The sequence below is a fragment of the Mesorhizobium sp. GbtcB19 genome (assembly GCF_019091085.1).
Lineage (GTDB): Bacteria > Pseudomonadota > Alphaproteobacteria > Rhizobiales > Rhizobiaceae > Mesorhizobium.
The window spans coordinates 1-17,310 of sequence record NZ_JAGXJY010000032.1; the positions used below are offsets into that span (position 1 = coordinate 1).

The 17,310-nt window shown below is 60.1% G+C and carries 11 protein-coding genes; 10 read left to right on the forward strand and 1 reads right to left on the reverse strand.

The features are described from left to right. The 9 genes from KVT37_RS30040 to KVT37_RS30080 form a co-directional block, all read left to right on the forward strand. A partial coding sequence (locus KVT37_RS30040; protein WP_217578644.1) for an ABC transporter permease occupies positions 1-1,431 on the forward strand: 1,431 nt, incomplete at its 5' end. 124 nt (positions 1,432-1,555) lie between these two features. Then, a complete protein-coding gene (locus KVT37_RS30045) occupies positions 1,556-2,257 on the forward strand; it encodes a polysaccharide deacetylase family protein (protein WP_217578645.1) in 702 nt (233 codons plus the stop codon). 29 nt (positions 2,258-2,286) lie between these two features. After that, the gene (locus KVT37_RS30050) at positions 2,287-3,264 is read left to right on the forward strand and encodes a glycosyltransferase family 2 protein (RefSeq protein WP_217578665.1); all 978 of its coding nucleotides are present in this window, start codon (positions 2,287-2,289) and stop codon (positions 3,262-3,264) included. 263 nt (positions 3,265-3,527) lie between these two features. Next, on the forward strand, positions 3,528-3,755 hold the full coding sequence (locus KVT37_RS34000; protein WP_368860639.1) for an exopolysaccharide production repressor protein: 228 nt from the start codon (positions 3,528-3,530) through the stop codon (positions 3,753-3,755). A gap of 1,351 nt (positions 3,756-5,106) precedes the next feature. Continuing rightward, positions 5,107-6,426, forward strand: coding sequence for a glycosyltransferase (locus tag KVT37_RS30060; protein ID WP_217578647.1), 1,320 nt, complete (start codon positions 5,107-5,109; stop codon positions 6,424-6,426). Further along, on the forward strand, positions 6,411-7,340 hold the full coding sequence (locus KVT37_RS30065; RefSeq protein ID WP_254634357.1) for a hypothetical protein: 930 nt from the start codon (positions 6,411-6,413) through the stop codon (positions 7,338-7,340). The genes KVT37_RS30060 and KVT37_RS30065 overlap by 16 nt, the downstream gene beginning before the upstream one ends. A gap of 184 nt (positions 7,341-7,524) precedes the next feature. Beyond that, a complete protein-coding gene (locus KVT37_RS30070) occupies positions 7,525-8,907 on the forward strand; it encodes an O-antigen ligase (RefSeq protein ID WP_217578648.1) in 1,383 nt (460 codons plus the stop codon). Positions 8,908-8,940: 33 nt separating this feature from the next. After that, positions 8,941-10,836, forward strand: a complete 1,896-nt coding sequence (locus KVT37_RS30075; protein WP_217578649.1) for a polysaccharide biosynthesis tyrosine autokinase — start codon at positions 8,941-8,943, stop codon at positions 10,834-10,836. Positions 10,837-10,943: 107 nt separating this feature from the next. Continuing rightward, on the forward strand, positions 10,944-12,473 hold the full coding sequence (locus KVT37_RS30080; protein ID WP_217578650.1) for a hypothetical protein: 1,530 nt from the start codon (positions 10,944-10,946) through the stop codon (positions 12,471-12,473). A gap of 298 nt (positions 12,474-12,771) precedes the next feature. Here KVT37_RS30080 and KVT37_RS30085 read toward each other — a convergent pair whose 3' ends face one another. After that, positions 12,772-14,220, reverse strand: a complete 1,449-nt coding sequence (locus tag KVT37_RS30085) for a calcium-binding protein (RefSeq protein WP_217578651.1) — start codon at positions 14,218-14,220, stop codon at positions 12,772-12,774. 514 nt (positions 14,221-14,734) lie between these two features. Between KVT37_RS30085 and KVT37_RS30090 the strand changes: the two genes are divergently transcribed. Then, positions 14,735-16,987 carry an AAA family ATPase gene (locus KVT37_RS30090; RefSeq protein WP_217578652.1) on the forward strand — a complete coding sequence of 751 codons (2,253 nt, stop codon included), beginning with the start codon at positions 14,735-14,737 and terminating at the stop codon, positions 16,985-16,987. The last annotated feature ends 323 nt before the right edge of the window (positions 16,988-17,310 follow it).

Sequence of the window (17,310 nt, forward strand, 5' to 3'; positions counted from 1 at the left end):
CTCGACAGCAAGTGCGGCGAGACGGACATGGCTATCCTCAAGGAACACCACGCCGAGGGCCACACCAAAATCATGGTGACGCACGACGCCAGCGTGGCCGAACATGCCGACCGCGTCATCGAGATCAAGGACGGCAGGATCGTCGCCGACCGCCGCAAGCTCCAACCCGCGCCCCATCTGCGCGCCGACATGCCGGCGGCTGTCGCGCTGGGGGCCTTGTCCAGCTTTTGGCGGCGCTTCGCCGAGGCGTTGCCCATGGCCTTCCGGTCGATGGCCGCCCACCGCGTGCGCACCTTTCTCACCATGCTGGGTATCGTCATCGGCATAGCCGCCGTTGTCGCCGTGGTCGGGCTCGGCGAGGGATCCCGGCGCAAGGTGCTCGCGCAGGTCAGCGATCTGGGCGTCAGCGCCATCGGCATCTACCCCGGCAAGGATTGGGGCGACGAGCGCGCCGCAAGCATCAGGACACTCGTTCCAGAGGACGCCCGCACGCTTGAGAGGCAGCCCTATGTCGACAGCGTCTCGCCCGAACTTTCCACATCCGGATTGGCCCGCTTCGGCAACGTCTCGGTCAACGTCACGATCAACGGTGTTGGCGAGAGCTATTTCCAAGTGAACAATCTGAAGATCGGCTCCGGCAGACTGTTCGACGCCAAGAGTGTCGCCGGCAGGCTGCAGGTGGTCGTGATCGACGACAATACGCGACGCCGCCTGTTTGCCAGGGGCGAGAATCCCATCGGCCGGCTGATCACGGTCCGCCAGGTGCCGGCCACCGTCGCCGGAGTGCTCGCACCGAAGACCGGCGGTGCGGCTGGAGGCGCTCAAAGCCTGCAGGTCTACCTGCCCTATACAAGCGTTCAGGCACGCATGACCGGCTCGTCGTCCGGTCTCAACGGCGTCACGATCCGGGTTGCCGACAATGTCGACACGGCAATGGCCGAGCGCGCGATCGTCAGCCTGCTGACGCTCAGGCACGGCAGCAAGGATTTCTTCGCCTTCAACAGCGATCAATTGCGCAAGACCGTGCAGCGCACCTCGCAGACCATGTCGCTGCTGATCTCGGCGGTCGCGGTGATCGCGCTGATTGTCGGTGGCATCGGTGTCATGAACATCATGCTGGTGTCCGTCACGGAGCGCACCAAGGAGATCGGGCTGCGCATGGCGGTCGGCGCGCGGCGCGTCGACATCATGCTGCAGTTCCTGATCGAGGCTGTGGCGATCTGCCTGGCGGGCGCGGTTTTCGGGGTCGCTCTCGCGCTTATTGCCGGCGCGACGCTTGGCTCGGCCGATGGCGAGTTTCCGATGATCTTCTCGACCCCTTCGATCCTCGCCGCCTGCCTTTCGGCAATAGCCATCGGCCTGGCCTTCGGCTTCCTGCCGGCCCGCAACGCCGCACGGCTCGATCCGGTCGACGCGCTTTCGCGAGAGTGAAACCGAGCGCGCGGCGACGGCCCTTTTCTCCACGCTTCCTTCGCAAAACCTCGACGGAATTCATGCACCGGTGTGGTGCTTTCGGCTCAGCCTAGCCTCGACCTTTGAGTCCCCCCAGCGTGCCATGCCGATACCGATATTGATGTACCATCAAATAGCCGAACCCCTCGATCGCGGCAGCCCCTCTGCCTATCTCACGGTGGATTCGCGCAATTTCCTCCGTCAGATGACGTGGTTGAAGCGAACGGGCTGGACCGGCCTGTCGATGCGGGACCTGTTGCCATACCTGAAGGGGAACAAGTCGGGAAAGGTGGTCGGCATTACCTTCGATGACGGCTTTCGCAACGTCTATCGCAATGCGCTTCCGATCCTTGATACGTTCGGTTTCACGGCGACGAGCTACATCGTAAGCAGGCAGATCGGCGGCTTCAACGAATGGGACGCGGCACTCGGCGTACCCTACTCGGCCTGCATGTCCGGACACGAAATATGTGAATGGAGCAGACACGGCCACGAGATTGGCGCCCACACGCTCGACCACGTGCGCCTCACCACGGTCACCCCAGCCGAGGCGCGGCGCCAGATCACCGATGTCCGCCTTGAATTGCAGGATTTGTTCGGCAGCGCGGTGGACGCCTTCTGCTATCCTTACGGTGACCTGTCTCCCCGGGTCAGGGACATGGTTGCCGAGGCGGGCTACATCACCGCCACGACGACCCGTCGCGGCAGGGTAAGAAGCGGAGACGACTTTCTGCGCCTGCCGCGCAGGCTGCCGCGCAGCACGGACGGCTGGGCAACCGTGCTGCGCAAATGTCTCACCGGCTGATCATGTGCCGCACAGCAGCGACAAGCGAGATGCCCGCGCGGGAGCGCAGCATTTGTGTCGGAACGGTTACGCGTGGCCGTCCCCTGATGCTGCGGAACCTTCTCAATTCATATGCCGGGATACATGTGCCCGCCGGCGTTCGCCTGGATTTCGTGATCGTCGAGAACAATGACCGGTTCACGCTGCAAGATATCGTCACGCGTTTTCGCGAAAGGCTGCCGCAATGGAGCGTTCGATATGAGCTGGAGCCGCGGCTCGGCATAGCCTTTGCACGCAACAAGGTTCTGGACTGTGCACTCGGCGCCGGCAATGACCTGCTCACATTCGCGGATGACGACGAAGCCGTGGAGCCGGACTGGCTCGTCGAGCTTCTCGCGGAGCGGGACACCTTCAACCTCGATATTGTCGGCTCCCCGGTGCGGATTGCCCCGGCAGCACCGGACGCATCCTTTTGGCAAAAGCTGGTCTGGTCCGGAATTGACAGGATGAACAGACACAGCGAGGCAAAGCTGCTGCGTCGCCGAAACAACGGCGAGGTCGCGCAGATACCGATCGCGACCGGGAGCTGGATGGGCAGCCTCTCCTTCCTTCGCCGCACCGGATTGCGCTTTGAAACCGGATTGGGGCTGGCGGGCGGCGAAGACGGGCTCTTGTGGGCGGAGGCCGGAAAGCTTGGCGCAAATACGGGCTGGACCCCATTTGCCGTCGCCTACGAAACCGTCCCGGAAGATCGGCTGAGCCTCTTCTACCGGTACAAGCGCAGTCGAGACGAAACGATCGCCAAGTTCAGAAAAAGGCTCGACAGTCCGAAACGCGGCGTATTGCTGCGACTGCCTGGTTCGCTCATGGGCAGGACGTTGTCGTTATGCCTCTGCGTCACAACCATTCCATTCACCCGGGGACAGACGCTCGTGCGTGCGGCGTGGCACGTGGGCAGCATCGCAGGCATCATACAGGCCTGCATGGGCCGGACGTCCTCACACTACGAACACGTTACCGGGTCATGAGTTGCACACCTGCCGTTTGCCGCGCGGCCAACGGAAGCTGCCCGCGCGACCGGGATCTTCTCTACGCTAAGTCGACAAAACCTCGGCGGAATCTGAGCCGGCCATGACTTCAGCGCCGACCCGAAACCAGCGGTCGTAGCCACGCCGATTTCGTCAAAATCGGCAGCTTGACGGCGGGTAGGCGTTGGATTGTCTCAAACCTCGGTGAGAACGTGTACTTTCCTGGATTTTTGATCGGGATGACGGCATCGCTCGTCATCACGATGGGATGGGTCTATGCCGCGACCCTGTCTCCCTGGCTATCACTGGCGTGGACTTTGGCTGCCGCCTTGCTGCTGCAGACGGGCTATTTCATAGCGATACTGATCATGGTTTTTGGCCGCCGCATCCTTCAGGTCCATAGCCCCTTTTCGCCGAGTTCGCGGACGGACAGGCAAATCACAAGCGGTAAGCTTCCCCGCAGTCGGGCCAGACCGGACCTCGAACGCTAGGCCAGGCATGTCGGTCGCACCGCCTCGGCGGGCGCGTTTGCGCGGACGAAGCTCCCTGCCCTATGTCGATGCAGCCTCGGCATCGAGCGCGCGCTTATCGTCGACACCATCGATCATGCCGAACTCTATTCGTGCGAGGCATCGCAAGTTCGGCTGGCGGTCCAGGGCATGGATCGAGTCGTGCCTCTAGTCACGCGCAAGCCGATGCTTGGCGAACCTCGTGGCGACCACCCTATAAAGCATTGATAAATAACGATAATGGTGGGCCCGGAGGGCGTATTGTGATCGTTGTTTTTATTGAGTGTTTCGTGGGTCAGAATCGAAAGTCTTACCGTATAGTTCCGTACCGTCTCGCCACTGATTGCCGACATGTCGAAAACCACCGATACAAACATTCACTGATGGCGGCCGTCTGACTGGAGAGTTCGTCTCGAAAAACCAGCACGATCATCCTGGTCCACAACGATCCCAATTCGGCACCCACGGTCATCTGTTCATACTTCGATCTAATTTCCAGCATGAAATCAGGAATTCGCGAGTTCACTTTAGCCTGCCCGATCTCGGTGCGACGGGTGTTGGAAAGAAAATGTAGCCAGGTGCCCTGCGGTGGCGCTGTTCGGGGCAAGACATACGCTGTTTCCAGCTCACAACCTCGCGTCTCTGCAGCTTTGAAGAACCTAGGTGAACGCCGGAGATATCGACGGCCCTTCGAATTGATCATGGGCAAAGCAGCATAGCCGTCGGTTGAGACGTCCAAACGGACGCCCATTTGCCGTTTCGCTCCATGCAAACACCTCTGTCCAAATCGGAGGCTCTTCGCACGATCACGTCAGGCTCGGCAGGAGGCGGACTAAGTGAGCGCTTACCGTTGAAGCCATGCTGCGGCATCTCCTGCGAACGCACGAAGACGCGCGGAAAGTCTTGTGATTAGTTTTTCAAATCCGCTCCAGCCCGCTTGTGATCGCCGAAGTCGGGCAGATGCGATCACGACACGGTACTTCAACGATTGCGAGCTCTAGCGCACGAAGGACAACATGAACGCTGTCATTCAATGCGGCGGGAAGGGAACGCGCTTACGGCCGCATACATCCATTTTGCCAAAAGCCGCTGATGCCGATCGGAGCGCGGCCTGTCCTCGAGTTCGTGCTCAAATGGGCTCCGGCGCTATGACATCAGAGAAATTCACATCACGACCGGATATCTCGGCCACCTCATTCGCAGCGTTTGCGGCGATGGGGATCAGTGGGACATGCGGATTCAACTACACGCAGGAGCTGGAGCCGCTCGGGACGATCGGACCGTTGCCACTCTGCGCGAACACCTCGATGAGCCGTTCCTGGGAGGTGGGCAGATGTCGAATGTGAATCTAGATAGCATGAGCCGGCCGAGCGGCGATCGCAGGCAGGGTCCTCACCTCATTCGTGACGATTCAAATGGGACGCCTATGGAGGGACGCGGCCCCCTGCAGCCCCATCTGCTCTACATCGGAGGCGAAGACCATCATCTTCGTATTCCGGCCATGTCCGCCCTGCGCAATCACGGCTTTCGCGTCACCGCGGCTGGAACAGGCGAACCCGGCCCGTTTGCGCAAGCAGGCATCAGCTATCGGCGCTTCCATTTCGACCGTTTCGTCAGTCCGCTGGCCGATTGGGCCGCGGTCAGGAGCATTTCGAAGATCCTTGTCGAGGTGCAGCCCGATCTCGCACAGAGCTTCGACACCAAACCATCCGTGTTCCTTCCGTTGGCTGCGCGAAGCACTCCTGGCGTATTGGTCATTCGCACGATCAACGGACGGGCTTTCCTCTATTCGTCGCGATCTCCCACGGCCTTGACGTTGCGTCCAGTCTATCGCGTGCTCCACAAAATTGCGGCTCGCAGAACCGCGGCAACGGTTTTCGAAATTGGTGACGATCTTGCATTCTTCGAGCGCCACGGGATGGCAGGGAACAAACCCGTGCTGATTCCTGGCGCTGGTGTCGATGTCGATGGTTTCGATCGAGCGTTGACGTCAGGACCGTCGCCAACCCAGCTTCGCAAGGATCTTGGGCTCGGCGACGCCGAAGTCGTGATCACCGTGACGCGGATGACTCGGCAGAAAGGTATTCCGGCGCTGCTCAAAGCGGCAGCTGAGGTGCACGAAGTGCGTCCCGATGTACGCTTCCTGCTTGTCGGGCCGCGTGAATCCGAAGGGCCGCTTGCGGTGACGCAAGCGGAGATCGAGCGGCATGCGCCCTACGTGAAGGCGATAGGACCGAGATCGGACATCCCATCACTGCTCGCGCTCGCGAATGTATTCGCGTTTCCGACCGAGTATCGGGAAGGTGTGCCACGGGTGCTTCTGGAGGCGGCACTCGCCGGTGTGCCGATCGTGACCACTACCATGCCCGGTTGCGCCGAGGTCATTTGCGACGGATGGAATGGCTTCCTGGTTCCGCCCGGAGCACCCCGCATGTTGGCTGCAAAAATTCTCGACCTGCTCGGCAATCGAGAGAATGGGCGGATCATGGCCGGTCGCGCGGCCGAGCGCGTCAGAAAGGAATTCTCCCTCGAACACGTCGTCGCTTGTCAGGCCGCTGTCTACAGGGACCTCATTGATAGCTCGCGCGGGTCTCGGCTCAAGGATGACAAAGACACGCCCGAGCAACGAGGTCACACATGCGGCGCGCCATAGCGATGAGTGCGAAGGCCGTGCACCTCCTGCGATCTGCGGGGGCTGCTCAACTGGCCGCGAGTATATTGCTCCTGCAAAGCCTTGTGTTTGATGTGCCGGCCCGCACAGAGCCTAGCACCACGTTGCATTTCACTTCCAACGGCAACTTCGACTCGCACGGAAATTATCTTCCCGGCGCCGCTGGTTTCAATCTGGCGGACGTCAATAGCGTCACTCAGCTCAATTCTTTGCCGGACGGCGTCAGGGGCCTCGTGTGGGTTGGCCAGTGCAATGGCGTCGATACCACGTTCCTCAACACCGTCCGGCCATACATCGGCAACGCCAAACTGTTCGGCTTCTATCTGATGGATGACCCAGACCCAACGGGTCTGCAGCGCCGTCGCTGCACGGCTGACAATCTGAAGGTCGAGTCCGACTGGATTCATGCCAACGTGCCCGGCGCAAAGACATTCATCCTCCTTATGACCACGACTTCGTCCAGGAAGCCGTCGTTCACCGGCACCTACAACCCCGCCAACTCACACGTAGACCTGTTCGGTATCGACCCTTATCCCTGCCGGACGGAGTTGACGGGTTGTGATTACAACGAGATCGATCTCTATATCGCTGCGGCAGAGTCCGCGGACGTGCCACGCGATAGTATGGTCCCGGTCTATCAAACCTTTGGCGGCGGCAACTGGGTCGATGACGGCGGCGGTCAGTACACGCTGCCGACTGTCAGTCAGTTAGAGCAAATTCTGGCCCGTTGGGACGTGCTCATACCAACACCCGTGTTCGACTACGCCTATAGCTGGGGATCGCAGAATGCAGATGCGGCTCTCGGCAGTTCGCCGGATTTGCAGGCGGTGTTTTCGCGCCGCGGTGACCGCGCGATGAATGTCAGATCGGACCGAGCGAGGGCGCTCAAATGGTGACCGCTCGACAGCGGCGCAACCGGGTACGGTGTCCCGCAGGCTATGAGCTTGGAGGCTGCCCAAGGGAGGTGACGGACAGACGATTTGGGACATTGTCCTCTGCCTGGCGTTTCACAAGGAGCTTTCAGATCGCGGCTCTCAACCGCCGGCGGAAGGACGAACCCCTGGATTGGGACATGCGCCGATGATACCGGACGTGTTGTTCGTGCTCGGGCTACTGCTGACACCTGCTTCGCAATTGCGGCTCGCGGGCTTTCCAGTGGGACCGGGCGAAATTTGTCTTCTCGTCTGGATAGCTCTCACGCTCGGCCGCGAGGCGACTCGCCTTGGCTCGTCCCTTACGCCGGCTCTTTCGCGACTACTTATCTTTTGGTCGTTTTTTACCATTGCGCAAAGCCTCGGCACGCTGACAGCTGCCTTCATCGGCGACCGGCACGATCCCGAGTGGTTCATACATGATGTTATGGCCTATCCTCTTTTGGCCGCCGTAAGCTGCCTGAGCCTGATCGGGCCCGATGCCGGCCCCCATTTGCGTCGCGTCAGCTGGCTTCTGTGCGCGCTCGGCACCCCGGTTGTCGCTGCGCAACTCGCTAACGCCTGGGGACTGTTCGATATCCCGGCGGTCGACCCTTGGTGGTGGGATCAAGTCCGTGGCTGGTCATCGAACCCTCATCAGCTTGCCGTGCTTTGTATGGTGCTTGGAATGCTGTCGCTTCATCTCGCCGAAACCGCCACCCGGCTCGGCACGAGGATTGCAGCCCTCGCCTGCGCTATCGCCCCCGTCTACGTGGGCCGGCTTACGGGCAGCGACTCATTCAGTCTCATTCTTGTAGCCGCGGGCCCGATCTTCATCGCATTCAAATTCCGAACTTGGCTGGTCTTACGTGCACCGCGGGTCAGTTTTCGCTCCGCGTTCGCCTGGATGATCGTGCTGGCTTTACCGCTGATCGTCGTTTCGGTGGTCCCGCTGGCTTACTCGATTGCCGTCGAGGCTCAGGGCCTCGCCAATTCGATGGAACGGGAAAATCCGGAGCAAACGGAGGAGAAGACCTCGCTGCGATTCGAGCTATGGGGACAGGCGATCCGGCGAGGTGTCGGATCCGGGATGCTGGGTTTAGGCCCTGGGCCGCACCTCGAAATACCCCATTCCATCGTGTCGCAGAGGAACTTGGACACAGAACAGCCCGACTTTGTCGAACACCCCAAACTCACCTTTGCGCCGAACTTCGAGGCGCACAACACATTTCTCGATCTTTTCACCCAAGGCGGACTGATCATTGTTTTGAGCTTCATCTGGATCGTGGCAACGGCTTTCTGGTTCGCTTACCGGACCGGGCAAGCGGGGCTGCCGACCCTGCTCTGCGGTCTCTGCATATACTCGATCGCTACCTTCATCCTCCGGCATCCGATCTTTTGGTTTGTGATCGCACTGTGCCTGGTCGCGGAGCCTAGGCCAACGGATCGACTGCTGTCCGTCGCTGGAGGTAAAGCGCTGAGCGGCATTCTTCCGCGCTCTCCGCTCCGGATCGGATATGGCACGAGCAAACTGCGCGTCGGGTCGAGCTAATTGCGGAAACGCACCACTGGCATGGAGGTACGGATGCATTTGACGGATAGCGCGGGCGGCGAGACATGGTCCTCCAAGGTCGGACGCCGGACCACCAAGGCGCGCAGTCGCACCACAGACCCCATGCCATTTGAACCTGATTTCGAGAACGAGCGGCCAGACAATCACGCCACGATAGTTCCCGAACTGGGTTTCCAGCAGGTGATCGGAATCCTGCGCCGGAGGGCCAAACCTATTCTCACGGTAGCGGCGCTGGGAACGATACTGGCTGGAGTCACGGGTCTGCTCATCACACCCAAATATACCGCAACCGCGCAAATCCTTGTTCGGGCTGCCACTCCCCTCAGCCCTGAAGCGGTCCAGCAGGCCGTCGACACCCATTTGACGATGCTGACCTCTCCCGCCCACTTGCAGCGCGTCCTTGACAGCCTGCGCAAAGAGACGGGCTTCCGAGGAGCGACATCCGAACCCGAAGTGGATTCTGTTGCCGCCGTGCCAAGCACGACCGAAGCCGGGCCGTTAAGCTTGAAAGAACTCAAGCGGCGGCTGGATGTATGGATTGGGGCGCTTACCGGGCACAAACGAGCAGGAACAGGGCTCACATTGGACGATCTTCAGCGTCGCCTGCAGGTCCTGCAGGACCGCCGCTCACGTGTCATCGACGTCAGCTTCGAGTGGACGAGCCCTGAGAAGGCTGCCGAAATCGTCAACCGGACCATCGAGCTCTATGTCCAGAACAGCATCGAGCAGCAGCGGGCCTACAGCACCAACGAAATAGCTCGGCTCGAAGAACGAATTTCGGCTGTCAAGGACGAGATCGAGCGGGATAACGCGGCCCTCCAGGCCGGCCAACCGGGGTCCGGTGCAAGCCGGATCGTCGGCGGCAAGGCACAAGATGCTGCTTCAGACCCGCACGAACTAGAGCGCTGGGCGGCCACCAGCGCGCAGCTTTACGAAAGTCTTATACAACGACAGAAGGATATCCGTGAACAAGACGAGCTGGTAGACCCGGAAGCAAGCATCCTCTCGCTTGCGTCTCCGCCGTCCCGGCCGAGCTCTCCGAATCCGATCCTGTTCGTGCTCCCTGCCTTGATCGCCTCTTTGATCTGCGCGAGTTTAATGGCTCTCGCCCTGGAACGGCTGGATCGAGGTCTGCGAAGCGAGCGCGACATTGACGATGCGCTTGGTCTCTCGTGCATCGGCCTTGTACCGCGGATCCCCCGCAGACACCTGTCTCGCCTCGGCAAGTATCTCCGGACAAAGCCGTTTTCCCCTTACGCGAGCGCATTATGGTCGGTGGTCGCGACGCTGCGGATGGCAAAACCCGGTAACGTGAAGGTGGTTTTGATCAGCTCCAGCATTCCTGGGGAAGGGAAAACCAGGTTCGCCCAGAGCCTCGCGGCCTATATCGGCTTTCTTGGGCGCAGCGTGCTCTTGGTAGGTCTCGATTTTCGGAGAGGCGCGCGAGTTGGCGAGTTCAACGACAGACGAATCGTCGATTTGTCCCTGCAAAGCCGACCGCCGGCGGAGCTCATCCGGCATATCGCGGAGGCCGGGTTCGACTATCTCCCCATGCCCGGTTACCGCCTCGATCCCTTGACCGCCACCGAACAGATGGCGGACCTCATCCGTCAGCTTCGCGAGCGTTACGATTACGTGATTATTGACGGTCCATCAGTCCTTGGTGCTGTGGAGGCTCGGTTGCTTCCTTCGATTGCCGACAGATTGCTTCTGGTCGTGAAATGGGGGAGCACAAGGCGCGAGGTGGCTCAGAATGCGTTGGATCTGCTTCATAAGTCCGGCGGCCTCGACAGGGAACATGGCGATCTTGCGATGGCCATCGCGACGCAGGTCGATCTCAAGAAACACGCTCGATATCGCTACGGTGACGTGGGCGAGTTCTCGTCGGGGACGGGACGGGGCAGATAGCGGCCAATCGAAGCCACAATCGCAATACCTTCATCGTCAGTCCAAGGGATGAGGAAATAAAAAAGCCTGCGAAACCGTGCAATTGTCCAGGCGGAAGGGGCCCGAAGATGAAACACGACGCTCCACACAAGACAGATGTGATCGGCCGCTCGGGCGCGGAGAACGCGATCCTGCCACTGATACTGACGGTCTTGAACGACTTTCATCGGCAGGACATTTCCTATTGTTCCTGGAAAAGCAGCAAAAGGGTCCATCGAGGCTTAGCGGGCGATGGAGATCTCGATCTACTGGTCGCGAAGCAGGATCTGCACCGCGCCCAGGCAATTCTCCTTCAGCGGGGCCTCAAACTTTTTCCTTGCGTAGCGTACCGTGACCATCCTTCGATGCTTAGCTTTCTAGGTTACGACGAACCGAGCAGCCGACTCGTTCATCTTCATTTGCACTTCCGATTGATCTCGGGCAACAGCCTCCTCAAGAACTACTGTCTGCCATGGCAAGAAGCAATTTTGGCGCGGACTGTCGTTCATCCAATGCTGCCGATCCGTATATTGGACCCGGTGGACGAGGCATTGCTGTTGATCGTACGCAGTTGCCTTGAATTGAGGCGGTCAGATCCTGTTATGCTCCGCAACTGGCGGGCTGAAACGCACAAGTTCGCGCTCGATCGGATGGAACTTGCCGTCCGCGATGATCGCTTGACGCTCCGCAGCCGAGCCGCTGAACTGTTGGGTGATGATCTGGCAGAGATAATTGTCGCCGCCCTCTACGGCAAACCGGCGCTGGAAGATCAGCGACGCCTCCGGCGGCGCATCAAGAGGCATTTTCGTCCTCATCGCACCTACAACGCATTTGAGGCGGGGCTGCGGAGCCTGGGGCGCGCTGTCCACTGGGTCGCCGGCAGCTTGAACAAACGTTTTCTCGGGGCATCCCGGCCGTGGAGCCGTCGAGCGCCGGGCGGCGGCCACGTGGTGGCTGTGGTCGGCGTTGATGGCAGCGGGAAGTCCACCGTCGTCACGACAATCCGGGAGTGGCTTAGCCAGGAGATTGATACCGTGCCGATCTACTTCGGCACCGGAGCCGGAAGGCCGTCCTTCGTACTATGGCCGTTCAAGCTGATCGTACCTTTGATCACCCCCTTGGTTAGGACCAAGCCCAAAGGCGCATCGCACGGCAAGATCTCAGATCGGCCTCCAGGCCCGCTCTACAGTATGCTCCTGATGATCTGGGCCACAGCCGTCGCCGTCGATAAGCGCATCAAGCTGTCGGCGGCGCATCGCGGAGCCAATCGGGGGCTGGTGGTCATTACCGATCGATACCCGCAGAATGAGATCGATGGCTTCAACGAAGGTCCGCTGATGTCACGTCTGGCTGTGGTGCCGCCATGGCTTCGCCGATTCGAGGCAACAGCCTATTCTCTTGCCCATCGCCTTCCACCAGATCTCGTCATTAAGCTGATTGTCCCGCCGGAGACTTGCGCGAAGCGCGAGCCGGACATGGATCCTGCTGTGGTGACGAGTCGTATCGAGGCGATTCCGCGGTTGAGATTCTCGGGAGCGCACGTGGTTTCCATCGACGCCCAACAACCTTTGGCAGACGTTATTCGCGCGGTGAAAAAAGAGGTTTGGCGGATCCTTTAGCTTGGCCCTGGGAGCCGTACACGAAAGTGATCGGCGCGGCGTCCTTGACCCTTTGGGTGCTGTCGGCGCTGTTCGCAAAGGTGCAGGTCACGAACGGATAGGTTTGTCGATTGCGGTTGAGGATGACGAAATCATCGGCATAGGAGGCGACATGAGCACAGAACGCTTCGCCGCGTTCGGGTGAGCATGTCGACGGCCGGGAGCGGCGGGCTTGCGGTCCCGCCCTAGGGGCGTGTCGCACTTGGCTCGCCTGCTCCCGCTCATGTATCGGGCCCGGAGGCCACACGCCTGTCGAGATTCACGCAACAACGAACGAAGATGCTGTTAGCGAGAGATGGGGAGCAAGGGTGGCGAATTGTACCTGATGAGCGCTGCCGTTGCCGTCGCTGTCAAAAGAAAGCGCTCCGGTCGTGCTGTTGTAGATAATGTGGTCGGTGCTGTCATGCGCGCCCTTCCCAATGTGGAAGGCATCTGCTGGCAGGGCACCCGCCTGAAGCCCCGCGAAAATGGTGTGGTCGAGTTGGATCTTGTCCTGGCTGGCGCTGAAGTCGGTTATCCTGGCAACATTGCCGGCGTTAAGAGCCGAATTGAAGACGAAGACGTCCTTGCCGCCATTTCCGGTCAGGATGTCGGCGCCGCCGCCGCCGTTGATGACATTGGCGCCGGCATTGCCCTGGATGGTCTGGGCGAAACCGTTGCCGGTCAGGTTGATCGCCGTCGTGCCTGCGGAATTCGTGGTGGTAAGGAATTCGATCTCCGAACCAGGCAAAAGAGCATGGCTCACCGAGGCAAGCACCTTGTCCGTGCCGCCACCGATTGCCTCGATCACCCGGTCACCGCTGTTGTCGACATAGTAGGTGTCGTTGCCGGCGCCGCCGATCAGTGTGTCGGCGCCGGTTGTTCCGTGGAGCACGTCGGCGCCGGGAGTGCCATAAAAGGTGGAACCGCTTGTCGAGGTGGAACCACTTGTCGAGGTAGAACCGCTTGTCGACGTTGAACCAGAAGCCTGGGTGTTGTGCTGGAGGAAGACGGCTTGCAGTGCCGGATCGCTTCCAAGCGCGGTGTCCCCTTGCTGGGAACCCCATGCATAGGCATAGTCGAACGCAGGCGACGGTACCAGCTTGGACCAATGGTCCATCATGGTCTGCTCCTGGGCCGGGGTAGGCATCACGTACTGGCCGCCGGTGTCGGTCGTCCAAGTGCCGCCGCCAAACGACTGATAGACCGGAACGATCTGGCTGCCCGGTATACCCGACGCCTCGGCCGCGCTCACAGCCCTGTCGATCATGTTGTAGTCGATCGTGCTTGTTCCCGTACGCACCGGATAGGGGTCTATCCCGTAATAGTCGATATGCGTGTTGGCGGGATTATACGTGTTCGAAAAGTCCGGGTTCGCAGAGGACCCCATGTTCATCATTGTGATGAAAGTCTTCGCACCTGGCACGTTGGAATGGATCCAGTCGGATTCGGCCATCAGATTCGCGGCCGATGCGTAGGTGCCCCATTTGCCAGTGGGATCCGGCTCGTCGGCAAGGTAGAAGCCGTACAAATTCGGATTACCGATGAAGGGCGTGACCTGTTGGATAAAGGAGGACGTTGTTCCGTCGACTTGGTTAAGCCAGACCAAGCCCTTCATGCCGGCCGGAAGTGCGTTGAGCTGGTCAACGCTTTGAACGTCGGCCAGATTGAAGCCGTCGGCGGCAGTGGCCGTAGCCGGCCCGCCGGCCGCATAGTGGAGAGTTGTCATCCGATTTCCTTCGTCTGATTCGACAAGCCCCCATGGCTGCCTAGCCGACACCTAAATTAGCTACAAGTAACATACAGGCGCCGACGGTCAGAATTGGTGATCACCAAAGTGAGCGACAGTGCGACGGACCTTGCCTTGCGCCGCGCCGACTTTTGTCAGGATGCGCAGCCCGTCGAAGCTGTTTCGGCACACTGGTAGCGGCGCTTGGCACCCTGCTTCATTTAAACGGACGAGGACAGTGGGCAGGCATGTCCCTAGCGTGGTTCGGGCGGATGTCAGGCGGAAGCGTTGCAACCGGCAATGAGAGAAAATCAAGTCGTTAGCCACGTCGTGCGCCTGGGGTGCCTCGCACTCTCGGGAGAGGCAAGATGAACCCCCACCTGGCTTGCATAGGAGGCGTCAGCGTTCCCAGCCAGGTGAATCTCAAACAACACGTCAACCACCGACTCGGGCTTTTGTCGAAGGGCTGTTGAGAGGGCAGAACCGGCCAACTCGATCTCTGGATTGAAACGGCATGATCATTGAACTTTTCGGACCAGCGGGATCCGGCAAAACAACCTTCGCGAACGCCCTTGCCAAGCATTTGCGCGACCGCGGGTATGTTGCCCAAGTCACCCTGTGCTACCTGCCCCGCAATAGAGGCGGCGGCTGGGACCGCTTCGGCATTTTCACGGTAACCTCCCGAATATCATCCGCCATTTTCATCACAGTTCTGGCACTTTTTTCTTCATTTTGGCGAAGCAGTGATATTGCACTAGCAAATAAATTTGTAAGAACAATACCACCAAAGAGCCTTATACGGCGAATACGTATCTGGCAGTACATAGTTCGTCTGTCACGCTGCTGGACACGGGCGCAGGGATCAACAAATATAATCATATTCGACCAAGGCTTCGTGCAGGCGATCGGGTCCCTTGCAATGTTCAACGGCGCCGCGGAAGACAGGTTGATCGCGCGAGCGCTTGAATCTGCGCCTCGGGCCGATCTGGTGATTTGGATGGCAGTCCCGCGCGATGTCGTGGAAGCGCGGCTTCGGGCAAGAATGATGCACGAACCGCCTGCTGAACGGTTCTTAGAAGTAGACTTCGCCAGCAACATGCAAGTTTTCGATGTCTTCGAAAAACTTGGCAATGTTCTCCAGAGCGCCCAGCGAAGCAACGTCTCGGTTCAGGCAGTCGACGAACAGTCCACCGCGATCGGCCTTTGTCAGGTGGAACAGGAAATCCAGACGCGATTGTCGCGAACCGGCGTTCCCTTCGGCAAACACCCGCGCGATGGCGGGTCGGCGGCCGCAGGACAGGCGGATAACAAGGGAAACACGGAAGGCCGCTCGGAAAGTCAATCGTCTGAACTCCATGCGGCCGACGGGGTTACTCATACCCACCCACTCGGAGGCACCGCAGGCCGATCATCCGTTACTGTGTTCAACCGGCATCGCCATGATGTGGGCCGGCGTCTATTGCATGCGAGCATATTCGCCCTTCTGGTCTATATCGGTGGTGCGGGCCTCACCAGCATGGCACAGCTTGGAATCGCGCGGGTGGTCGGCGCGACGAGCTACGGCATCTACTCATACGCGTTGGCCTGCAGCACCGTTCTTGCAACTCTCTCGACACTCGGCTTCAACATATCGCTGTTGCGCTTCGTGCCAGAGTACAGGGCCGCTGGGCGTTTTGACCTGGCACGGGGGGTGATCATTTTCGCGCTGTCGTGGTCGATCTCGGCCGCGGTGCTGGCGGGGCTGGCAGGGGCCGGCCTCGTTGCCTTTTCGGGGAAGCTTCACCCGGAACTTCAGGCGACAATGCTGCTTGCGATGGCGGCCGTGCCGCTAATGACGGCCTATGCGCTTGGCGCCACCTTGGTCCGCGCCTTTGGAGGCGTGGTGTCCGCACTTTTGCCCGAGCGTGTGGCGCGCGACGGCCTGCTGTTGGTCCTGGTGGGCGGCGCGGCGTTTTCGGGCTGGATTACCTTAGACGCCTCATTCGCCATGATGGCGGTAGTCGCAAGCTCGGCTGTTACCGTAATGCTTGTCCTCCTTACGGCAATCAAGCTGCGGCCAACGGACCTGCAAAGCGAGCGGGCGAGTTATTCCGGACATTTCTGGCGGTCCGCAATCCCTCCTACCATGCTGATCACCGGGCTTGATGCCCTCGTAAGCCGAACGGGAGTCATACTTCTGGGCTGGACGGGCCGGGTCCATGAGGCTGGTATTTTTGCCCTAAGCCTAAACGTGGCGCTGCTGGTCGGTCTTTCGAGCGTCGCGGTAAGCACGATGTTCTCGCCGACTGCTGCCGATCTTCATGCCCGAGGGGATCACGAGGGACTGCAGCGGTTATTCTCACGGGCAACCGTTCTGAGTTTCAGCGGAGCGCTCGCATTGGCCCTGGCGTTGCTGGTGGTCACCGAACCCCTCCTAAGCTGGTTCGGCGGGGATTTTGCTATGGGAGCACCGATCGCACGAATCCTCATCATGGGTTACCTCTGCAATGCGGTTTGCGGACCCCAGCTAAACCTCCTGACCATGACCAAGCACGAGTGGGCCGCCGCGACGACGATGGTTGGCGGCTCCGTGGTCGCCGTCGTCGCTTGTGCAGCCGGCATAGCGGTGGGCGGGGCGACCGGAGCGGCGGTCGGCTTCACGCTTGCACTGGTCGTCTGGAACCTGGCAATGGCAACCTATATCCGCAAGCGATTGAACATCTTGCCTGGTTTGGTCTTTGCTGCCTTGGCCTTGAGGCCGGGACAGCTTAGAGCTCGCTGGGGATAGCCGCATGCCCCAATTCGCGGGGTTCGATGCAATGATATTCCCCGTCATCAGCCTAGCCTCGTTCCGCAATGTGAGCCCGAATCTCCGGCGGCCCTGGCCGGCGATACGGAAAATGCCAACGCCATGTTTACCGATGAGCTGGAGCCGCCGAGCATCCTGTTGACTGCGCCGACCGCATTGGAGCGAAGTAACGTTATTGGAGGAGCTGCCGGCGCTGCAGCGGCTGACCATCGGAGACGCCAACGTGGCCAGCATCGACGCAGGGCAACCATTGGCCGACGTCATCCGGCCAGCCAAAGGCCGCTATCTGGCGGATGCTTTGC

Excerpts from the sequence above, each read along its gene's own strand:
- KVT37_RS30085 (WP_217578651.1), bottom strand. The coding sequence starts at position 14,220 with ATGACAACTCTCCACTATGCGGCCGGCGGGCCGGCTACGGCCACTGCC.
- KVT37_RS30065 (WP_254634357.1), top strand. The coding sequence starts at position 6,411 with ATGCGGCGCGCCATAGCGATGAGTGCGAAGGCCGTGCACCTCCTGCGA.
- KVT37_RS30060 (WP_217578647.1), top strand. The coding sequence starts at position 5,107 with ATGTCGAATGTGAATCTAGATAGCATGAGCCGGCCGAGCGGCGATCGC.
- KVT37_RS30045 (WP_217578645.1), top strand. The coding sequence starts at position 1,556 with ATGCCGATACCGATATTGATGTACCATCAAATAGCCGAACCCCTCGAT.
- KVT37_RS30080 (WP_217578650.1), top strand. The coding sequence starts at position 10,944 with ATGAAACACGACGCTCCACACAAGACAGATGTGATCGGCCGCTCGGGC.
- KVT37_RS34000 (WP_368860639.1), top strand. The coding sequence starts at position 3,528 with ATGGGATGGGTCTATGCCGCGACCCTGTCTCCCTGGCTATCACTGGCG.
- KVT37_RS30050 (WP_217578665.1), top strand. The coding sequence starts at position 2,287 with ATGCCCGCGCGGGAGCGCAGCATTTGTGTCGGAACGGTTACGCGTGGC.
- KVT37_RS30070 (WP_217578648.1), top strand. The coding sequence starts at position 7,525 with ATGATACCGGACGTGTTGTTCGTGCTCGGGCTACTGCTGACACCTGCT.
- KVT37_RS30090 (WP_217578652.1), top strand. The coding sequence starts at position 14,735 with ATGATCATTGAACTTTTCGGACCAGCGGGATCCGGCAAAACAACCTTC.
- KVT37_RS30075 (WP_217578649.1), top strand. The coding sequence starts at position 8,941 with ATGCATTTGACGGATAGCGCGGGCGGCGAGACATGGTCCTCCAAGGTC.